We start from the raw sequence: 19,580 nt of genomic DNA on the forward strand, positions 1-19,580 counted from the left end.
GTCTCCAAATGGGTGGGAAAGGGGTCGGCGGGAGGTATCGGACGGAGGAAACTCCGCCCGTCACTGGGGCCAAAGGCGGGGGCAGATGATCGGGTCGGCGTAGTCGGGATCCCCCGTCCCGGTCTTGCCGCACAGGGCATCGTTCACATGGACCGCGACCCGCCCGCGGTCATCGACATGGTGCTTGTAGCGGTTCGCGCCGTCCTGGACGTGGACGGTCAGCGCCACCCGGGGACGGGTCCCCAGGTTCTGGGCGCTGCCATGGATCATGCCTCCGGCGTGGAAGCTGACATCCCCGGGGGCGATCAGGATCGGTTCCGGCGCGGGCATCGCCCCCGAGCCATCCCCCCGCACCCGATCCATCAGTCCCTGGAGGTCTTGGTCGTTGAAGGTGGTCATCCACTCGTGGCCGGGCCAGCGGTGACTGCCCGGAATGACCTGGAGCGGTCCCATCCGAAGGTCATAGGGTTCCAGGGGAATCCAAGCAGTCAGCATGGACTCCGAGGAGCAGGTGTTCCAGTAGGAGGCATCCTGGTGCCAGCCGACGGCCGTCCTGTCGGGGAACCCAGGGGACTTGCTGATCAATTGGTCGTGGAAAAGCCGAATCTCCGAAGCACCGGCGAGGGCGGCGAAGGCCCGCCCCAAGGCCGGATCCATGACCAGCTCCTGAAACTCTCGGCATTGCAGGGAAACGTAGTCACAGATCCGCAGGCCGTCGGGATGTTCCTCCCGCCAGTCGAGAAACCCTCCGGCGATGGGCAGCATCCAGTCACGCTCCCCGGCATGGTAGCGGGCCACCCCGAAGCGGGCCATGGCGATGGCTTCCCCGGACAGAAGACCATGGGCGACGACGTATCCCTTCTGGTGGAAAAATTTCATATCTTCTATCGTGGGAAACCTGTTTCCCTCCCGTTCACCCATCTCACGCCCTCCCCTCTCACTCCTCCACCGGAGGTCACACATCACCATGACGGACCCTCTCGCGGCGGATGCCCTGGTCATTGGGGGCGGGCTCTCCGGAACCCTCGTGGCCACGATTTTAGCGGGAAAAGGACTATACACGATTATTTTGGATAGCGGTATCTCTCGATCCGACGGACCAGGCCGCCACCTGTCCCGGGATCCCCGCCTCCGGTTCGGCACGGAGGCCCACGGGCAATGGGTGGGCGCCGCCTTGAGTGCTTTGCCCCAGGGACCCGACAACCTCGGCCACGGACAAATCCGCGTTGGCCTGACGCGGGGTGGCGCGTCGGTTCTGTGGACCGGCATTCTCCACCATCTGGACACACCGACGGAGGAGGCCCGAAGCTTCGCCCGGACCTCCCTCGAGCCCTGGTACGATCAGGCTGGGGTCCTGCTGCGCGCGGGCGGTGGCGGAGGACCGTCCGTGGGCGGCTTCCAGCCCCTGGCGATGGCGGGCATGGCGGGCGCGGCCCTGGACGGGGGGACTGTCACCGATCCCCTGTCCCTGTTGTCCGACCAGGGCAGCCCCCGAATCTCCTGCCTCTGGAGCCATGTGGCGACCCGTCTGCGGTGCCGCTCCTCCCGCGTCCTGGGGGTCGAAGCGATTGACCTGAGCACCGGGCAAAAGGTATCGCTTTCGGCGGAGCATGTGATCCTGGCCAACGATCCCCTCCGCGGCCCGGCCCTGCTGCAGGCCTCCGGCATCGGGCGGGAAGCGGGGTTTCCCGTAGGGGCCTATCTGGCCGACCACCCCCTCGCCATCGCGCGGGTCGCCGTCCAGACGGACCGGGCGCGGGAGTTGCACGCGGCCCTGTGGCGACCGGGCCGGATCCCCCGCGCGGCACGCCTGTCCGACGCGCCGGAGGGCATCCACGCCCTTGCCCTGGTTCCACCGGGACCAGCCGAAGCCCCAACCCTGCACCTCTACTGGTACCTGACCGGACATCCCTGGGAAGACAACACCGTGGATGCCTCCGGCGCGGACCCGGAAGGTCTGGGGCTGTTCCAGGCGCGGGTTTCCCTGAGACGCCCCGTCGCCGAAGCCACCGCCGAGGAGGCGCTTCTCGCCCACCTGAAGGAAACAGTCGAGACCCTGGGTCCCCCCCTGCCGGGGTGGCGCCCCAGGCTGTATCCCCTTGGAACCGCCGCCCACCCCTTTGGGACCCTGCGCGCGGGCGCGCCAGGATCGGGCGTGACGGATCCGGAGGGACGGGTTCACGGCTTCGACAACCTCTGGGTCCTGGGCACCGCCCGTTTCCCCGGACCGAACGCCGCCAATCCCATGTTCGCGGTGGCCAGCGCGGCCCTGGGGTCCGCCACCGCGCTGGCGGACCCCTCCTCCAGGCCCCTCACGGCGCCGGGGAGCGGTCCGGCCTCATATCCTTGATCTGCCGACCAAAGGGGACATTGGGCCACACGTCGATCCCCTCCGGAATGACCACCCGCAGGACACCGGGGACATCGGGCTCGGCCCACAGGGCGGCCAGGGCGGCCTCGACTCGATCGGGTCGGGAGACCGAGCTCCCCCGGATGCCATGGGCCGCGAAGACTGCGGTGACGTCGATACCCGGGCCGGGATTGACGGTGCCATGGTGGCGCCCCTCCATGAACTCGTCTTGGAACTGCCGCACCATGCCCTGGGCCCGGTTGTCCACGACGACCACCTTGACGGGCAGCTTCAGGCGTTGGATGACGGCGAGCTCCTGGATATTCAATTGGACCGCCGCGTCCCCCGCCACCACTAGGACCGGGGATCCGGTGGCGAGAGCCACGCCGATCCCGGCGGGAATCCCCACCCCCATGGACCAGAGGCCCGTGCTGGAGATCAGACGGGCGCCCCCCCTCAGACGCAGGGACTGGGCGGTGAACCAGGCATGCTGTCCGGCATCCAGGCAGACCGCGCCCAGGCCCGCCCGCGCCGAGGCCTCGCCCAGGGCGGCCATGAAGCGGTTCGGGTCGATCCCCTCCCCGGGGAGGCGTTCCTCCGTGTCGGGATGGGTCACGGCGATCCGGCCCAGGGTGTCCTTCCAGGCCTCGGGGACGGCGAAGACCGTCTCCTTCAGCCGTCGGTCCAAGGCGGAAAGGAAATCGGCGACATCGGCTTGAATGCCCAGGTCACCGATTCCCCGGACGGAAAGTTCGCCCCCATCGATATCGACCCGAATGATCCGGCGGCGGCGACCGAATCCCTTGGGATCGCCGCCAAGGACCCCATGATCGGCGCGGGACCCCAGAACCAATACCGTGTCGGCTTCCGTCACCGAAAGATTGGCGCGGCGCATGCCGTAGGTCCCGGGCATGCCCACGAAGGCCGGGGACCCGTGGTCGATCACATCCAGGGCCGCGATGGTCGTGGCGACGGGAAGACCCCAGGCCTCGACAAAGGCGGCGCAGGCCGCGCGGGCGGTCGCTCCCCTCACTCCTCCTCCGGCCAGGATCAGGGGCCGTTCAGCGGCCAGGAGCGCGTCAACGCATTGGTCCAGCATCCCCGCGTCGACCGGCGGCGCCGGATCCGGGGGGGAGAGCACGACCTCCTCCTCCCCCTTCAGGGCCCCGACCTGGACGTCGAACGGCAGATCAAGCACCACCGGACCGGGGCGCCCGGACAGGGCGAGGCGATGGGCCTCGCGCAGCATATCCGGAACATCCTCGGGCCGCTGGGGAGTGAAGACGGCCTTGCAGATGGGCCGGACCACCTGGTCGAAGGGACATTCCTGGAGCCCCATCTGACGGGTCGGTCGGTCCGTGGCCCGGAGATAGGTCTGCACCTGCCCGCCAATGTAGATCATCGGGACACTGTCATAATGGCTCATGGCAATGGCGGTTACCAGGTTCAGAGCCCCCGGCCCAGACGTCCCCATGGCCACCCCTGGGATCCCCGTCAAACGGGCTTCCGCGTCGGCGGCGAACCCAGCGGCCTGCTCATGGGCCATGTTCACCAGTTCGATATCGGAATGTTCCCCGATGGCGTCCAGAAGGGGAGCGATCATCCCTCCGGACAACTGATAGACCCGCCGCACGCCGACGAGCACCAGGAACTCGGCCAGATAGCGCCCCACCCGCATGACCCACTCCTTCAGAGATTGCAATTGCAATAATTTCAACCTAATATAGCTACTTTCAGGATGGTGACACTGTTCTCTTTCACGGGTCAAGACCTCTTCCACGGCCCGGATCGCGCTCCAGGTCACTCCACGCTTGCTGGATGCGGCCCGCCCCATGTCGACCAAGGCTCTAATTTCCGACGAGCAGATCCAAATACTGGCCAGCGAATCCCTGTGGGGCCCCAATCCCGGTTATCGCATTGTCCATACCATCGAGATCGACACTCCGGTCTCCTCCCTCCGCCTCCAGGCCGCGCTAGAGGTTCTCACCCGGCGCCACGATGGGTTGCGCAGTACGTTCCATGGGGGAGAGGACGGCTTCCACCGCCGTGTCCATGAACGGATCACGCTCGATCACGGCGTTCTCGTCCCAGCGACCGGAGCGGGAGAGCGGGTCGGGGACATCATCGCGCGGGAAGCCGACCGGCTCCATTCCCTGGACATGGCCACTGACCGACCGCCCGTCTGGCGGGTCCGGGAACTCCGCTTTCCGGAAGGGCCCGTCGTCCTGATCCTCGTCGTCCATCACGTCATCGCCGACGGCTGGTCCATGGCGCTACTGGCCGAGGAGATCGCGACCATCCTGTCCCAAGGCGCCGAGATCCTGCCGCCGCCCCTCTCCTTCGACCGCCATGTGGAGGCCCGGGCCTCCACGGGTGACAAGGACACCGCCGTCACCGACGCCCCCCCGTCGCCTGGGGGTGGCGTGGATGTCCCGCCTCTCCATTGGCCCGGCCTTGACGCCGATCCGAAGGCGGATCCACAAGCGGCCGATTGGACCGAAATCACCGTGGAGGGAACTTTCGGACAGCACCTGCGCGCCTTCTCCGCCCGTCGGCGGCGCACGCCAAACACCATCCTGCTCGCGGCTTGGACCGCGGTCCTCGCGCGGCTTGGCGACGGGGGGCCCATTCCCGTCTCCTGGGCCGTCTCCATGCGGAATTCCCGGGACCAGGAAGGGATTTTCGGTCCATGCCTGCTGACGGTCACCCCCCGCCTTCCCATCGACGAGGACCAGTCGTTCGAGGAACACCTGGCGGCCATCGGGCGAGTTATGACCGAGATCCGACGATCTCCCACCCACTTCGCGGCCCCCAGGGCGCCGCGGGACCCGGGCGCCGAGGATCCCGCGCGGCTGTCGACCTTCGCGGTCCATCCCGGTGGCCGGCGCACGTTCACGGTGGGCGACCTGACGATCCGCCACGGCGATCACCTGATCCGCGGCGCGGTGGGCGCGGTCGACCTATTTGCCTACGAGGAGGGGGGTAACTGGCGGTTCCTGATGATTTTCCGGAAGACCCTGATGGGCCGCCCGGACGCCGACTGGCTTCTGGAGGCCTTTCGGCGACTTCTAACCGCAGCCCTGGACGCGCCGGAAACTCCCATCGGCGCCCTGCCTGTCGCCCCCGACACCCCGGATGGGGGATCCGCTCCGGCCGACGACCCGCGGTCCTGGATCCGGGGACCAGAGGCGCCCTCGATAGGCGCCGGTTTCGTGGCGGGCATCCTGGCCCGGTCCCGGCGGACCCCCCGGGTCACGGCCCTGTTCCATCGCGGAAAAGCGATGGACTTCGCGACACTGGAAGCGCGGGCTACCGCCCTGGGCCACCGGCTCCGCGCCCTTGGGGTCGGCCCCGGTCATCGGGTTGCCCTGCGCCTGCGCCGCTCCCCCGCCGTTGCGGTGGGGCATCTGGCCGTTCGCATGCTCGGTGCCGCTTTCGTCCCCCTGGATCCCGATGTCCCTCCCGCCCGGCAAGGGGACATCCTGGCGACGACGGCGCCCCGCGCCCTGGTGGACGGGGAGCCCTCCCCGGACGGGGTCACGGACGGAGTTTTCGACGGACCGACCCTCCACATCGACTCGTTCGGACAGCCAGCGGAACCTTCCGGCCAGCCCGTATCCGGAGGAGGAGAGCCCTTTCCCCCCGCGCCCTTCGATCCGGAGGAGGAGGCCTATGTCCTGTTCACTTCCGGATCCACCGGTCGGCCGAAGGGAGTCTCCTGTTCCGAGGGCGCCATCCTGCGCCAGGTGCTGAACGACACCGGCCAATGGTGCGTGACGGACCGGGACCGGGTGCTTGCCCTCGCTCCGCCGACCTTCGACCTGTCGATCCTGGAATTCTGGACCGGCCTGCTCGCCGGTCAGGGGCTCGTCATTGTCGGTCCGGAGGAGACCAGCGATGCCGCTCTCGCCCGGTTCATCCAGACAACCGGCGTGACCGTCATATCCATGGTGCCCCGGGTCTTCCATGAGTTGCTGACACGGTTCGACGCCGTCTTCGACCGGGTCCGTCTTGCCCTGGTGGGGGGCGACATCAATTCCCCCGCCGATTTTTCCCACTGCGCCCAGCGCTATCCCGGGCTGTCCCTGGTCGCCATCTATGGACCAACGGAAGCCGGTGTCTCCGTCACCGGCTGGCGGGCCGGGTCCACGCCCTTTGGACGGGCGGTGCCCATCGGCGCCGCCCTGGCCGGATCCCGCCTCCTCCTCGTCGACCACCGGGGACGCCCGCGACCGCCCGGCGTCCCGGGGGAAATCCTGATCGGCGGTCCCTGCGTGGAGCGGGGATACCTATCGACGCGGAGGGACGGGGAAAGCGGGTTCAGGCCAGACCCCCTCGATCCCGCCGGGCGATGCTATGCCAGTGGCGATCTGGCCGTCCGCGACCGACACGGCATGCTGCTGTTCCACGGTCGCCGGGACCGGCAGATGAAACTGGGTGGATACCGGATCGAACCGGCGGAAGTCGAGGACGCCATCCGGGCCCATGGCGAGGTCACCCAATGTGCCGTCCTGCCCCTGTCCCGGTCCGGATCAGAGGCCGGGGTACTGGAACTGGCCGCCGTGATCGTTCCGTCGCCGGGCGCCGACGGTCCGGGCCTTATGTCCGCGTTGCGCCACTCCCTGACCGACCGGTTGCCGCCGCACATGGTCCCCTCGCGCTTCATGACCATCGACCACCTGCCCCGCTCGGACCATGGCAAGACCGACCTCGACGCCCTGACAGCGTTGATCCGCGCCCAATCCGCTCCAGCGTCCGACACCGCGCGGCGGATGGGCGGCTCCTATCTGGATCTTGTCCTGGATCTGGCGAGCCAGGCCCTGGGACGGACCGACCTGACGGCGACAATGGCCTATTTCGCCATCGGGGGACATTCCCTGAACGCAATCGGTCTGTGCGCGGCCCTGTCCGAGGCGGTGGGAACCCGCGTCTCCCCCCGGGTGCTGTTCGAATGCGGAACCTTCGGCGCCCTGGCGGAGCGGTTGCGCGACCTGGTCGGCGGCGACGCCGATCCGATCACGCTCCCCCCCTTTGTCCCCAAAGGCGCCGCCTGGCCACCGGCCAGCGATTCCCAACGGCGCCTGCTGGAGTCCAATCAACGACGGTCGGGAAAGGCCCTTCCCGTCTTGCCCCTGGTCTTCGCCATCGCCCCTCCGATGGACCGGGACCGCCTGGAACGGGCCCTGGATCTGCTGGTGGACGCCCATCCCATCCTTGCTTCCCATTTCGAGACCGGCCCCGACGGAGAAACCGTCTCGGTCCCAGGCCCCCGCGCGCCCCTCCAGGTCATCGACCTGTCTTCCGTGCCAAGGGCGGACCGGGAGGCCTTCATGCGCGGCACTTGCCATATTATGCTGGCGACCTGGAATGACCTGCGCTCCTCTCCCCCCCTGCGCGCCGTTCTGTTCGCCGAAGGGAACGACGCCCCCTCCGTTCTGCTTCTGCTGATCGACCACGCGGCCCACGACGGACGGTCCATTTCCATCCTGCGCCGGGATCTGGCGCGGGCCCATGGACGGGGGTACATCCACGCCCCCACCGAATTTCAGCGCCCTACCTTCGGTGACTATGCCCTCTGGGAAAGGGAGATAAAACGCTCCGGGCTCCTCGCGAAACTGGCCGCCCGGGCGGCGGCCCATCTCGCCCCGAAAGGCCCTTCCCCCTGGTCGGCGCGCCGGTTGGAGGCTTGTCAGACCCTCCAGTGCATGACGGTCACCTCCATGACCTTCGACCTAGGTCCCGGCGACCTGGGCCCCGGCGGCACCGGATGGCACGCTCGGACCTTGGGCGTGACGGGGACAGCGGCCATTTACGCACTACTGACGGAATGCGTCATGACCGTTCTGGGCGTGGAGGCACTGCGGCTCTGCATCTCCAGTTCCACGCGCGTCGCCCCCAGCCTGTTCGACACCATCGGCCCCTTCATCAACCACGCCTATATCGATGTCGCCCGGGGGCCATCGGTCCGCGCCACGGCCCGGGCCATCCAACGGGAGATGCTGTTCGCCCAGGACCACGCGGTGGTCCCCATCCTCGATCTGCTGAAGGCGGTGGAAACGGCCGCGCCGGAGCGCTCCCGGATGACCCAGTTGCCGGACCTGTTCCTCAGCCTGTTCGATCACGGCGATGTGGAGGATGGGGACGGGGACGGGCAAGACGGGGACCTGGGGAACGGTCCCATGCCGACATCCCTCCGCCCTCTCGATGAAAGCGACGGCTGGGATCCCCAGGCCTTCCACTTCAACCAGCCGATAGCCATCCTGGCCCAGTTGACCGGCACGGCCCTGACCCTGCGGTTCGCCGTCCATCCCGCCATCGGACGTCCTTCCCTGGCCGAGACCTTCGAACGGGAAACCCGGCGGATCCTGGCACCGGGTCCGACCGATCCTTCTCCCTCCTTCCACACAGGGGAAAGCCGATGAGCCATCGCCCCACGGACAAGAGCAAGCACTACGCGGACGCCCTTTCCACCCTGTTGCCCGGGGCCGTCCATTCCAATTTCCGGGGTGGTCGGGACCTGTCCGGACCCCGTCTCGTCTCGGCCAGGGGGACCCGGGTCACGGATCTGGACGGCAACCAGTACCTGGACCTGTGGGCCGCCTCCGGAGGACTGATCCTCGGCCACCAATGCGAAGCCTTCAAAGAAGCCATCATCCGGTGCCTGGGCACCGCAGCCCATGTTGTCAACGGCGTAGGGGACATCGCCACCATCGAAGCCATCCAGACCTGGTTTCCCCATGCCGAACGGGTCCGCTTCTCCCTCAGCGGGACGGAGACCCTGACCAACGCCGTGCGCCTGGCCCGCGCCCATACGGGACGGCAGACGGTGCTCCGCTTCGCTGGCCACTACCACGGGTCCTCGGACCTGCTGCTGGGCGGGGCCGCGGCCTCCCCGCCGGGCGCGCCCCTGCTCACCGCGGCCGATCCGTTCGGCACGGAGGGGCGGGCAGCGGGAATCCTGGACCGAGAATGCCGCATGGCCACCCTGGACGACCCCGGAGCGGTTCTCGATTTGCTGGATCGGGAAGGGGAAGCCCTCGCCGCCTTGGTGATGGAGCCCGTCTGCGTCAACGGCGGCGGCGTGAGCGCCCCCCCCGAGGCCATCGGCCCCATCGCCGACCGATGCCGCGACTTGGGAATCATCCTGATCCTGGACGAGGTCATTACCGGGGTCCGCCTTGGTCCCGGCGGCGGTCAGGGCCTGTTGGGGATCGCGCCCGACCTGTTCGTCACGGGCAAGGCCATAGCCAACGGTTTTCCCATCTCCGTCCTGGCGGGCCGGGCCGACATCATGGACCGGTTCGCCCGGGGCGAGGTCGCCCATGGCGGCACCTACAATGGATATCCCCTGGGCCTCGAGGCTATCCGCGCCACCCTGGAGCTCCTGTCCCGGGAGGACCACGCCGCCTGGCACCGGGCCGAGGACGCCGCCGAGGCCCTGGCACGGACCGTCGACGAAATCGCCCGGGAGCGGTCCGTTCCCCTGCATGTCAACCGGTTCGGCACGGCGGTCGTCCTGCACGCCGGGGAAGGTCCGCCCTCCATCGCCCGTTACGACACCTTGGCCGCCCGTCTCGCCGACAAGCGGCTGGCCACCGCCCTTCAGGCCCAGGGGGTCCTGCTCTGTCCCATCGCCCGGGCCTATACCACCGCGGCGGCGACGCCCGCCGACCTGGATTGGTTCGCCGAGGCCCTGCGCGCCGCCCTGAAAGTCGACGGCGCCAAGATCGCCCGGCTCGGCCAGGTCGCGGACCGGGCTCACCAGTCCCAATCCCACCCCCAGGCGCGGCCTACAACGGAAGAGCAAGGACGTGGGTAAGGGGTTCCGGTTCCCGGTCCGCCTCGATCTCCCCGACACCCGGTTGGGGCGTCACCGACAGGGTTTGGACATCCTCCACTGGCAGGTGGGCGAAGGCGGAAAGGGGGTCAGGCAGACGCCGCCAGGGGAAGGCCGTATCACCGATGGCCCGGGCGCGGTCCACCAGGGCCGGATCCAGGGACTGGACGAGAAGCAGGCTTCCCGGCGCCGCGGCCCCCGCGCATTCCCCCAGGAGCCGCGCCATGGCGGCCCCTCCCAGGAATTCCATCACGCCCTCGGCGACGAAGGCCGTGGGCCGATCGGCGCGCCATCCCGCGGCGCGCAACGCGGCGAGGACCTCCGCGGGCCGCACCAGATTGCCCGGCACCGGGACAGGACAGGCCATGCCTGGGGGGGACAGGCGCCGATAGAGGTCGAGGATCCGGGGCCGGTCGACGGCGAAGACGGATGTTCCCTGGGAAAACACCTCCCGGGCCATCCGCCCATCCAGACCGCTGGCCAACAGGACGACCTGCCGGCGATCCTCCCCTTCCGCCCCCCAGGCCCGCAATCGCCCGTCGGCGACGCGCACGGCGGCGACATGCAAACGCCGGTAGAGATCCGGCCCCGTGGTGAACCGGGCGATCAACGCCGCGCCCCCCGCCTGGGCCACCACCGCCTGGGCGAAGGGATCCCACGGTTCCGCAGTCGGCGAGGCCGTCTCAACGGCGCGCCAAACCACCTGCAGCAGGGCTGTTTCCTCGATGGGGTCAAGGTCCAGGACCGGCATTCGGGCCGATGTCATGCTCCGCCTCCAGAGGTCTCGCGACCTTGTTTTCGCCTCTTCTTCTCCCCACCTTCGCAAAACGTCGGAACTGGTACAAGCCCATGACACAGCCCCTCACGTCCCAGGACTTCTCCGCCCTGATCCGGGAGTATTGCCGAGAGCTTCTCGATTGCGATCCGATTTCGGACGAGGATCTTTTCCTTGAACTGGGCGGGAATTCCCTGATGGCCGCGATGCTGGCCAACCGATTGGAGGACGACCAGCGGATCCGTCCCTGTATCGAGGATATCCTGGTGAGTTCCATCGGCGAGCTGTCGCATATTTGCGTCGAACTCCAGTCGGACCTCGAATGACCCCTTTCACCGCGCGGCCCCCGGACCGCGTCCTCCCCATCCACGAAGGACCACCGCATGACTTTCGAACAAACCCTTATCGACAGGCTCGCGCCCCACGCGGTGGCGGACATCAGGGACGATATTCCTGCGGCCCTGGCCCGGATATCGGTCGTGGAGGGCGCCCATTGGCGTCCGAATGCCCTGGACCTCTATTTCCCGGGCCTGCCCGCCGGGGACCGGGCGGCGCTGGTCGCGGCGCTTGAAACCGCGCCCCGCGCCACCCCTCCGCACAACCCGACGCGCCTCCAGGCCCTGCGGGACTCCTTCGACGCCCTGGGCATCGACGCCTTCCTCATCCCCCAGGCCAGCGAGCATCGCACCCGCGACCTCCCCGAATACGCCAAGCGCCTGGAATGGGTCACGGGGTTCACCGGATCGGCGGGCACGGCGGTGATCGAACGAACCGCGGCCTGGCTCTTCGTGGATGGCCGCTATGTCCTGCAGGCCGCCCAGGAAGTCGATCCCGCCCTGATCGAATCCCGCCATTTCCAGCGCCCCTCCACGTGGACCTTCCTGAAGGATTCCCTGCCCGACGGCACCCGTGTTGGCTATGACACCTGGCTGCACACCCCCCAGGAGATCCTTTCGATCCAGAAGGAACTGACCGGAACCTCCCTTTCCCTTGTTCCACTTGACGGAAATCCCATCGACCGGCTGTGGCGAGACCGGCCACCCCGCCCCTTCTCCGCCGTGGTCGCCCACCCCATGGAACGAGCCGGCATGTCATCCGATGACAAACGGACCGCCATGGCTGCGGACCTGAAGACGGCCAGCGCGGGGAAAATGGTCCTGACCCAACTGGAATCCATCGCCTGGGCCTTCAACATCCGGGCCGGGGACACGGCCTTCACCCCAGTGGTGGAGTCCTACGCGATCATCCATGACGACGGCCACGCCGACCTGTTCATCGAGCAGGGCAAGTTGACGGCGGACGTCGCCCGGGCGTTGGGCAACAAGACCTCCCTCCATGACATGTCCGCCTTCGGCGGTGTCCTGGAAGAACTGGGACGGAAAAAGGATACCGTCGCCATCGACCTGGGACGGACACCCAAATGGGTGGAGGACCACCTCGTCGGAGCCGGGGCGCGGGTCGTCCACGTGGTGGATCCCACCGAAGTCGCGCGCCTGATCAAGAACGACGCGGAACTTGACGGATTCAGGGAAGCCATGGCCCGTGACGGCGCGGCGATGGTCCGCTTCATGCGCTGGCTTTCCGAATACCCGCTGGACGCGCCACTCACCGAGCTCATGATCGCCGAGAAGGTGACCGCTTGCCGGGCCCAGGATCCCACTTTCCGAGGGCTGAGCTTCCCACCCATCGTGGGATCCGGCCCGAATGGCGCGGTCATCCACTACCATCCGCGCCCCGGATCGGACCGGGCGGTGAACCCCGGTGACGTCATCGTCCTGGACAGCGGCGGCCAATACCTGTCCGGCACCACGGACATCACCCGGACCTTTGGTCGCGGTCCCGTGGGCGACTTCGAGCGCTCGGTGATCACCGGTGTCCTGTCCTGTCACGCGGCCCTCGCCTCCGCCCGGTTTCCCCAGGGTGCGACAGGATCCCAACTGGACGGGATCGCCCGGGCCAAACTCTGGTCGATGGGCATCGAATACGACCACGGCACGGGCCATGGCATCGGAAGTTTCCTCTCGGTCCATGAAGGCGACATCCGGATTTCACGGGAGGGGCGCAAGGCGCTGTCGCCCGGCAACGTGCTGTCGAATGAACCGGGAGCCTATTTGGCGGAACGGTTTGGCGTCCGCCACGAAAACACGGTGATCGTGCGGGAAGGACAACCCGGCGTGACGGGAGAAATGTTCCTTGAACTGGAAACGATCTCCGCCGCGCCCTTCCAGCGGGAGCTGATCAATGTCCAGGACCTGTCACCGGAGCACCTGGCATGGCTGGACGACTATCACGCCTTTGTCCTGCGCCTCCTCACTCCCTACCTCGATGGGCCGGACCTGACCTGGCTACACGACGCCACCCTTCCCTTATCCCGATCAGCCTAGGCGGCGTCATCAATTGAGCCATATCACCGATGCGGCGAGGTATATCGCGCCGAGGAAAGCGGTTGCGCTTTTGTCGTATCGGGTGGCTATGGCTCTATAATGTTTGAGCTTTTCGAAGAAGTTTTCAATCAGATGGCGCGACTTGTAAAGCGCCTTGTCGTAGTCTCGCGGCTCTTTGCGGTTGGATTTCGGTGGGATGACCGGGGTAATTCCCGCTGCCTCCAGCCGCTCAAGAACCCGCGTATCGGCATCGTAGCCCTTATCGGCCAGTAGAAAATCGGCCTCGACCTCATCCAACAGAATATCCGCGCCATCCAGGTCGCAGGCTTGTCCGGGTGTCAGATGAAAGCCCAACGGGTTGCCCAGAGCGTCGCAAAGGGCGTGGATTTTGGTGCTCAATCCCCCTTTCGAGCGCCCGATGCATTCGGTTTTTTTGTCGAGCCTTTCGCCCCCGCGGAATGCTGATGGGCCCGCACGATGGTACTGTCGATCATCGCGTATTCGTTGTCGGAATCTTCCGATAACACCTTGAAAACACGTTCCCAAACACCCTTGCGGCTCCACCGCATATGGCGCGTGTGAATGACGCGGAAATCGCCAAACCGCTCCGGCAGATCGCGCCACGGAATGCCCGCTCGGTGGCGATAGAGAACCGCCTCGACGAACAACCGGATCCCGCGCCCCATCCGCCAACCAATCCAGATAGGTGGCGCGGCAGGCCGGTGGAATGGAGGAATACCCCGGCCAATAGGGCATGCCCTCGCCCGTCTTGTTCACGCCATGTGGCATGACCGGCAGGGTCGGGTCGATATAGGCGCGGCACCTCTCCCCATATCCCCGCGTCGACGGCGGCGTTCCCACATAGACCATGCCACGGATCTCCCGCCCCGCGACGGTGATTGTTTCGCCTTGGGGGATCCAGCCGGTCCGTCTGGGTGGGTTGGTGTGTCGCACGGGTTTTTGCTTGGGGCGCGGTCTGGCGTTCCGTTTCCTGTCTGGCGCGAAGGGCCCGGGCGGCCTCGGCAAGGGTCTTGTTATCTTGGTTGGGGCGGTAGGGGCTGGGCGGCGTGCCGGACGGGCGGGGTTGGCTGGTGGGGGACGGAACCGCCACTGGAGCGGGTGGCGCGGGTACGGGCTCCACTGGGACGGAGACCTCCTTCCCGGGATCGGTCCGTGATTGCCTTCCCTTCCGTCCGATACGGCGTTCCACCCACCAAGTGAGGGCGATGGGAGTCAGGATGGCGAAGGCGATTTGCGCGCCGTCAGGCCATTCCTTGAATGCGGTCACGACAAAGAGCATGCAAATGAAGAAAAATATAGAATAGAAGAAGATTATTCTCAGGACTTTTATAATAAATCGCATGACGATTGATCCGGACCGTTTCCCTTGGAGATTCGAGATCGTCCAGCCATACTATTTCAGGACAAGAGAATGTCAAAATACAATTTTTAGGGGGACGAACCGGCACCTTATCAATCGTCGGCGCGTGCATTCCGTCATCGGCTATATAACCCCGGAGCAAGACGAGCTCCGTGCCTTATAACCCGTGTCCACTTTTTCGGGGCAAGGTCAATCGAAAGGATTGACGGCAATCCCTGGGTCAACACGGGCAGAAAGGACGGAGGGCGCCTGACCGAGCTCCAACATCCGTTGCGGCGCATTCGGGAGCAGGCCGGCCTCTCCGATGTTCGGATCCACGACTTACGCCACTCCTACGCCAGCGGCGTCCTCGCGCTGGGCGAGGGACTGCCGATGATCGGCAAACTCTTGGGCCACACGCGGATCCAAACCACGGCCCGGTATGCCCATTTGGCGAATGATCCCGTGAAAGCCGCCGCCAGAAAAATCTCGGACTTCATCGCCGATGCCATCATGCGCCCTTGAGGAAAGCCAGGCGGAGGCCTTGAGGACGATCCATTTCTGGACTAATTATAGTCGCCGCCCGCTCAACCTTCTTCAAGTGGAAAAAGGAAGGCAACACGACCCTGCCGCGGGACACGCTGGAACGCATTTCCTATATCCTTGGAATATACAAGGCACTCCAAATTCTTCTGCCCGATGACAGGGCTTCGGACACCTGGATCAAACGTCCCAACGACGCTCCCCTGTTCGGGGGCCGCCCCGCCATCGAGCGCATGCTGTCCGGGCAGGTCTCCGATCTCTTCGTTGTTCGACAATACCTGGACGCGCAACGGGGCGGATGGGCGTGACGTTTCCCCTTTCCCAAGTGGACTGGGCGCCTTGCTGGCGCATCATTCCCAGCCGCTTTCCCCCCATCGGTCTGTTCGACCGCGTCGCCGCCCCCGAGGATCTCGAAGCCATCTTCGCGCTGGAAGCCATGACCAACCCCCGGCTCCGCGAGGAAGCCGGAAACCTGACCCTTGTCCCCCCGGAGGATCGCGTCAGCGGACCTGGAACCACACCGATCATGGCCGCCTTCACACACCTCAATCCGGAAGGCAGCCGGTTCAGCGACGGAAGCTTTGGCGTCCATTACGCGGCGCGGAATCTGGAGACGGCCGTCGCCGAAACCAGGTACCACCGGGAATGCTTTCTCCGCGCCACCCGCGAAGGCCACCAGGAACTGGACATGCGGGTGTATCTGGCCGACCTCTCCGCAGCCCTCCATGATCTCCGGGGCCTTCGGGACAGCCACCCTGCACTCCTTGATCCCGACAGCTACCTGGCCAGTCAGCACCTCGCCGTCTCCTTGAGAAAGGTCGACGCGGACGGCATCGTTTACGACAGTGCGCGTCACTCGGGTGGGGAATGCGTCGCCGTTTTCCGTCCCCGCCTCCTCACCAACTGCCGCCAGGAGAAGCACCTCTGCTATGTGTGGGATGGCGAGCGGGTTTCCATGGTCTACGAGAAACGGGCGTTCGACGCCCCGCCTCGGGAATGACGAAGCGGGACTCTCTCTCTCACGGAGTGATCCCCACCTCCTTCACCCTGGCCCAGAATCCAGCCTTGCGGCCATGGTCTTTCTTGATCCCCGCGACGTAGGAGCCATGGTCCTCGACACCAGCGTCGGCGGAAAGGCGGGAGGCCAAATCCATCAGGATTGAGAGGTAGCGGGCCCCATGGCCATAGGCCGGGGAGCGACCGTCCGAGAGAATGCGATCAAGCAGGGCGCGATAGAGAACAGTGGCGGCCAGAGGGGCATCCTCGGACAGGATATCCGCGGCTTCGGCGAGAAAACCATAGTGCCGCTCGTCCCAGTTCTCCCGCCGGTCAAGCACAAGACGTTCCGCCAGATCCAGCCGGGGCCAAGCCAGGAAGAACGCCAGGGCCGTGTGGATCTGGGGGCTGGCCGCGACCACGGCGAAGGCCCTGTCCAATGCGTCGAATTCCTCGAAGTCCCCCAGCTTTTCGATGTAATCGCGGAGGATAGCCGCTTCGAGCGTACTCTCGAACGCCTCCCAGCGCAGGGATTGAGCCGCAGTGGGATCCTTCCTGGCTTCCAGGATGCGCGCTTCCAAACGGACTCGGTCCAGGTCATGGGGATGTCGAATCCGTCCGTCGGCCAGATCGGAGTGACTGGCATGGGCAATCCCGCCCCGCCGCTCCCGCCGAACCCAGTCCAGGGCCTCGTCGAGGCGACCGGCGGCGAGCAGCCGTTCCGCCGCCGCCAGGGGATTCCTCCGCCATCCGGTCCGCGTCTCCTCCAAGACGAGATACCCATCAAGGTCCCCGCGCGCGTCGGCGATGGCCTGCCGCAAATCCACCACCTGGAACACATCGGCGGCCACCTCCGATAACCTTTGATCCCAGGCCGGAAGCACCGTCTCGGGCAAAAGGGGCACGAGGGCGATGGCGACGCTGGGAATCAGTCCATGGGTGTCTTGAACGAGGCTGGCAGTCAAACGCTCGGGGAGCTTTTCGAGATCGTTGGACGAGAGGGTCGCGGCCAAATTGGGGACCATTTCCGCCGCCCGCCAATAGACGGCCTGGATCCGACCGCTGGAATCGTCGATCCGTTCGAACACCCCCCCGTGGGTATCCAGAAACCGCAGCAGACGGTCGACGGCGAGCCCGGGCTCAAGGGGCGCCAACTCCTTGATGGTCGTATCCACCGTGACATCCAGATCCTCCGCCAGGGTCCGTTCCCTTTCCCAGGGCACCATGGCCTTCGCCCGCGCCAGGCGGAAAGACGCCGATCAATGAGTTTGACGACAGCCCCGGCGCCCTTGGTCCCGGCAAGCGCCGCGTTAACCCGCTTGCGAAAGGCGGGATTGGCTTGAGCCTCGTCAAGCATGATCTCCGTCAATTTCTCGGTGCCAAGGGCGGCAGTGCCTCCAATGTCAGCGTCGGTTTCCGGGCCATGGATGAGCGATCCCCTTTCCCTGGGACAATGAGAAGCGAAAGCCTGGAAGGCCATTCCATATCCTGGCCACTTCGTGCCATATGTCTACCTTCGAAAGGCATTCACTCTCCACGATTGACAGATAACGCTCATGTCCGATCCTCCCCGTTGAAAGTGGGCGGTCCGGTAGACGGTTGGGTTTCATCGATCCTCGGTTTTCTTTTCCTTCGCCTGAGCTGCTCCCCCTCATCGAAGTCGGGTAGATCCTCCTTTCGCGCCTTGGCGAACGCGCGGTCGCTTTCGAGGAACGCGTCAAGCATGAAGGGGATCAGGTCGGCGACGGTCTCCGCTTCCCCGTAGGTGGCCTTGTACAAGGCGGCATAGTCGCGCAGGGCCTGTCCCAGGTCAGCGTTGACGGAGATGGTGATCTTCACCGGGGTACGGTCGGGGAGTTTTCCCAGTTTTAGCTTGGTCATGGTCTTTCTCCTCATCCCTGGTAGGGGCGCAGCACCAAATCCCGCTGGACGATGACGCGCAGCGGCCAGCCGGGGCGGATGGTGATGGTGGGTTGGATGTTCAGATTCTTCTCGGTGATCCGCTGTCCCGCGCGGTTGACTTTGGACTGGGTGGTTTCCCGGATCGCACGGATCAGGTCACTTTCGCCCTCGCCGAAGGTCAGCTCGGAACCCACGCCCAGCAGGGTGGCCAAGGCGATACCCTTCACCAGCCGCCAAGTGTGGTAATCGACCTCGTCCTCCAGCGCGGCGTAGCCCGCCGTATCGGTGGCGGGGAGGTTGTCGATCTCGATGGGAGAGCCGTCGGGCATGACGATCCGCCGCCAGACCAGCAAGGCCCGAGACTGGCCGAAGGCCTCGACGCTGTCATAAGTGCCGATCAGCCGGGACCCCTGGGGGATCAGCAGGGTCCGGCCGGTCACCGTGTCGTGGACATTCTCGGTCACCTGGGCAACCGCCATTCCAGGCAGGTCGGAATTGATGCCGGTGATCAGGCTGGCTGCGATGATGCTCCCCGCCATCACCTGATAGGGGGAGGCCGGGGTCCGGAGGGGATGGGGATTGGTGATGCCGCCCCCGTCCCGCTGGTTCAGGAAGTCGAGCTTGCGTTGCTGGTTGTTCTGATCGCGCTCGGGATCAAGGGTCAGTTGGGTGCCCTCCGATGCGGGGAAGGCCGATAGGTCCGGTGAACCACCCTGCCCCGCCCCGACCTTCGCTGGCTGAAGCGCCCTCTGCTCGATGCGGAAGAAGGGGCGCCTAAATTCGCAGCAGTTTGCGCAAAATTTGCAAAAGCAAGGCTCAACGAAAACATCGAGAAGCTGCTGAGCCTGTGCAAAGTTTACCTTGAACTCAACGAAGCTGCTGCAGAGGATGACGCTGAGGTCGAGACTATCCGAGCCTTCGTTCCGGTTGCTGAAAAGTGTATTCTCGAAAAAGTAGATTACGTTACCACTAGAACAGATTTACCATCTCATGAATCATATGTCAGAAAAATTGGCCGGCGCGGTTTTCGCAAGGAGAGTGTCCGGCCTTCTGTGTACAGGATTATGGTGCCATGCTTTCCTGAATGAGAAGGAAGGCAGGAATGACGATATCCGATCATCTTATTGACGAACTATTGAAGGGCTGCGAGCGTCCGGAAGACCTCTTAGGCGAGGCGGGGCTCCTGAAGGACCTGAAGGTCCGTTTGATGGAGCGCATGCTCGGGGGGGAATTGACGGCGCATCTTGGCTACGAAGCGGGGGAAAAGCCGCCGGAGGGCCAGGATAATCGCCGCAATGGCACTTCACGCAAGCGGGTCAAGGGCGAGGGCGGCGAGATGTCCCTGGCGGTCCCCCGAGACCGGGACGGCAGCTTCGAACCGGAGTTGGTGAAAAAGGGACAGACGCGGATCGACGGGATCGATGACAAGATCA

General features: G+C 65.8%; 14 protein-coding genes and 3 pseudogenes. 9 read left to right on the forward strand and 8 right to left on the reverse strand.

Annotation, left to right across the window (positions count from 1 at the left end):
- Positions 1-60: 60 nt before the first annotated feature.
- The gene (locus ACLIRY_RS23820) at positions 61-879 is read right to left on the reverse strand and encodes a phytanoyl-CoA dioxygenase family protein (RefSeq protein ID WP_413207924.1); all 819 of its coding nucleotides are present in this window, start codon (positions 877-879) and stop codon (positions 61-63) included.
- Positions 880-967: 88 nt separating this feature from the next.
- Here ACLIRY_RS23820 and ACLIRY_RS23825 point away from each other — a divergent pair, with 88 nt between their 5' ends.
- Positions 968-2,350, forward strand: a complete 1,383-nt coding sequence (locus tag ACLIRY_RS23825) for a GMC oxidoreductase (protein ID WP_413207925.1) — start codon at positions 968-970, stop codon at positions 2,348-2,350.
- On the opposite strand, the gene ACLIRY_RS23830 is transcribed toward ACLIRY_RS23825, so the two are convergent.
- Positions 2,313-4,028, reverse strand: coding sequence for a thiamine pyrophosphate-binding protein (locus ACLIRY_RS23830; RefSeq protein WP_413207926.1), 1,716 nt, complete (start codon positions 4,026-4,028; stop codon positions 2,313-2,315). The two genes, ACLIRY_RS23825 and ACLIRY_RS23830, sit on opposite strands and share 38 nt — an antisense overlap.
- Before the next feature lie 154 nt (positions 4,029-4,182).
- Here ACLIRY_RS23830 and ACLIRY_RS23835 point away from each other — a divergent pair, with 154 nt between their 5' ends.
- Complete coding sequence (locus ACLIRY_RS23835; RefSeq protein ID WP_413207927.1) at positions 4,183-8,772, forward strand: non-ribosomal peptide synthetase; 4,590 nt, start codon at positions 4,183-4,185, stop codon at positions 8,770-8,772.
- Complete coding sequence (locus ACLIRY_RS23840) at positions 8,769-10,169, forward strand: aminotransferase class III-fold pyridoxal phosphate-dependent enzyme (protein ID WP_413207928.1); 1,401 nt, start codon at positions 8,769-8,771, stop codon at positions 10,167-10,169. Before ACLIRY_RS23835 ends, ACLIRY_RS23840 begins: the two co-directional genes overlap by 4 nt.
- Here the strand turns inward: ACLIRY_RS23840 and ACLIRY_RS23845 are convergent.
- Positions 10,141-10,953, reverse strand: a complete 813-nt coding sequence (locus ACLIRY_RS23845; protein ID WP_413207929.1) for a class I SAM-dependent methyltransferase — start codon at positions 10,951-10,953, stop codon at positions 10,141-10,143. The genes ACLIRY_RS23840 and ACLIRY_RS23845 overlap by 29 nt on opposite strands.
- Positions 10,954-11,036: 83 nt before the next feature.
- Between ACLIRY_RS23845 and ACLIRY_RS23850 the strand changes: the two genes are divergently transcribed.
- Together ACLIRY_RS23850 and ACLIRY_RS23855 are read left to right on the forward strand one after the other, a co-directional pair.
- Positions 11,037-11,288 (forward strand): phosphopantetheine-binding protein, encoded by a 252-nt coding sequence (locus tag ACLIRY_RS23850; RefSeq protein WP_413207930.1) that lies wholly within the window; start codon positions 11,037-11,039, stop codon positions 11,286-11,288.
- 57 nt (positions 11,289-11,345) lie between these two features.
- Complete coding sequence (locus tag ACLIRY_RS23855) at positions 11,346-13,346, forward strand: aminopeptidase P family protein (RefSeq protein ID WP_413207931.1); 2,001 nt, start codon at positions 11,346-11,348, stop codon at positions 13,344-13,346.
- A gap of 9 nt (positions 13,347-13,355) precedes the next feature.
- Here ACLIRY_RS23855 and ACLIRY_RS23860 read toward each other — a convergent pair.
- Positions 13,356-14,017 (reverse strand): annotated as a pseudogene (locus ACLIRY_RS23860) (IS5 family transposase); the annotation flags it as partial.
- Between the two features lie 58 nt (positions 14,018-14,075).
- Positions 14,076-14,216: pseudogene (locus tag ACLIRY_RS23865) on the reverse strand (TerB N-terminal domain-containing protein); the annotation flags it as partial.
- A gap of 781 nt (positions 14,217-14,997) precedes the next feature.
- Between ACLIRY_RS23865 and ACLIRY_RS23870 the strand changes: the two are divergent.
- The 3 genes from ACLIRY_RS23870 (at position 14,998) to ACLIRY_RS23880 (ending at position 16,249) form a co-directional block, all read left to right on the forward strand.
- Positions 14,998-15,231: a tyrosine-type recombinase/integrase gene (locus ACLIRY_RS23870; RefSeq protein WP_413207932.1), complete on the forward strand. Its 234-nt coding sequence runs from the start codon at positions 14,998-15,000 to the stop codon at positions 15,229-15,231.
- Positions 15,232-15,392: 161 nt separating this feature from the next.
- A complete protein-coding gene (locus tag ACLIRY_RS23875) occupies positions 15,393-15,557 on the forward strand; it encodes an MbcA/ParS/Xre antitoxin family protein (RefSeq protein WP_413207937.1) in 165 nt (54 codons plus the stop codon).
- Positions 15,554-16,249, forward strand: coding sequence for an RES family NAD+ phosphorylase (locus ACLIRY_RS23880; RefSeq protein WP_413207933.1), 696 nt, complete (start codon positions 15,554-15,556; stop codon positions 16,247-16,249). Before ACLIRY_RS23875 ends, ACLIRY_RS23880 begins: the two co-directional genes overlap by 4 nt.
- 19 nt (positions 16,250-16,268) lie before the next feature.
- Here the strand turns inward: ACLIRY_RS23880 and ACLIRY_RS23885 are convergent.
- The 3 genes and pseudogenes from ACLIRY_RS23885 to ACLIRY_RS23895 all read right to left on the reverse strand — a co-directional run bounded on the left by ACLIRY_RS23885 (position 16,269) and on the right by ACLIRY_RS23895 (position 18,686).
- Positions 16,269-17,725 (reverse strand): annotated as a pseudogene (locus ACLIRY_RS23885) (DUF6880 family protein).
- Positions 17,726-17,799: 74 nt separating this feature from the next.
- Complete coding sequence (locus ACLIRY_RS23890; RefSeq protein ID WP_413207934.1) at positions 17,800-18,126, reverse strand: DUF2274 domain-containing protein; 327 nt, start codon at positions 18,124-18,126, stop codon at positions 17,800-17,802.
- Positions 18,127-18,137: 11 nt separating this feature from the next.
- Positions 18,138-18,686 carry a TrbI/VirB10 family protein gene (locus tag ACLIRY_RS23895; RefSeq protein ID WP_413207935.1) on the reverse strand — a complete coding sequence of 183 codons (549 nt, stop codon included), beginning with the start codon at positions 18,684-18,686 and terminating at the stop codon, positions 18,138-18,140.
- 563 nt (positions 18,687-19,249) lie between these two features.
- On the opposite strand from ACLIRY_RS23895, the gene ACLIRY_RS23900 reads away from it, so the two are divergent.
- Positions 19,250-19,580 (forward strand): transposase (locus ACLIRY_RS23900; RefSeq protein ID WP_413207936.1); only part of this gene is annotated, 331 nt, incomplete at its 3' end.

The organism is Rhodospirillum sp. A1_3_36 (assembly GCF_047263945.1).
In the GTDB taxonomy this organism is placed as follows: domain Bacteria; phylum Pseudomonadota; class Alphaproteobacteria; order Rhodospirillales; family Rhodospirillaceae; genus Rhodospirillum.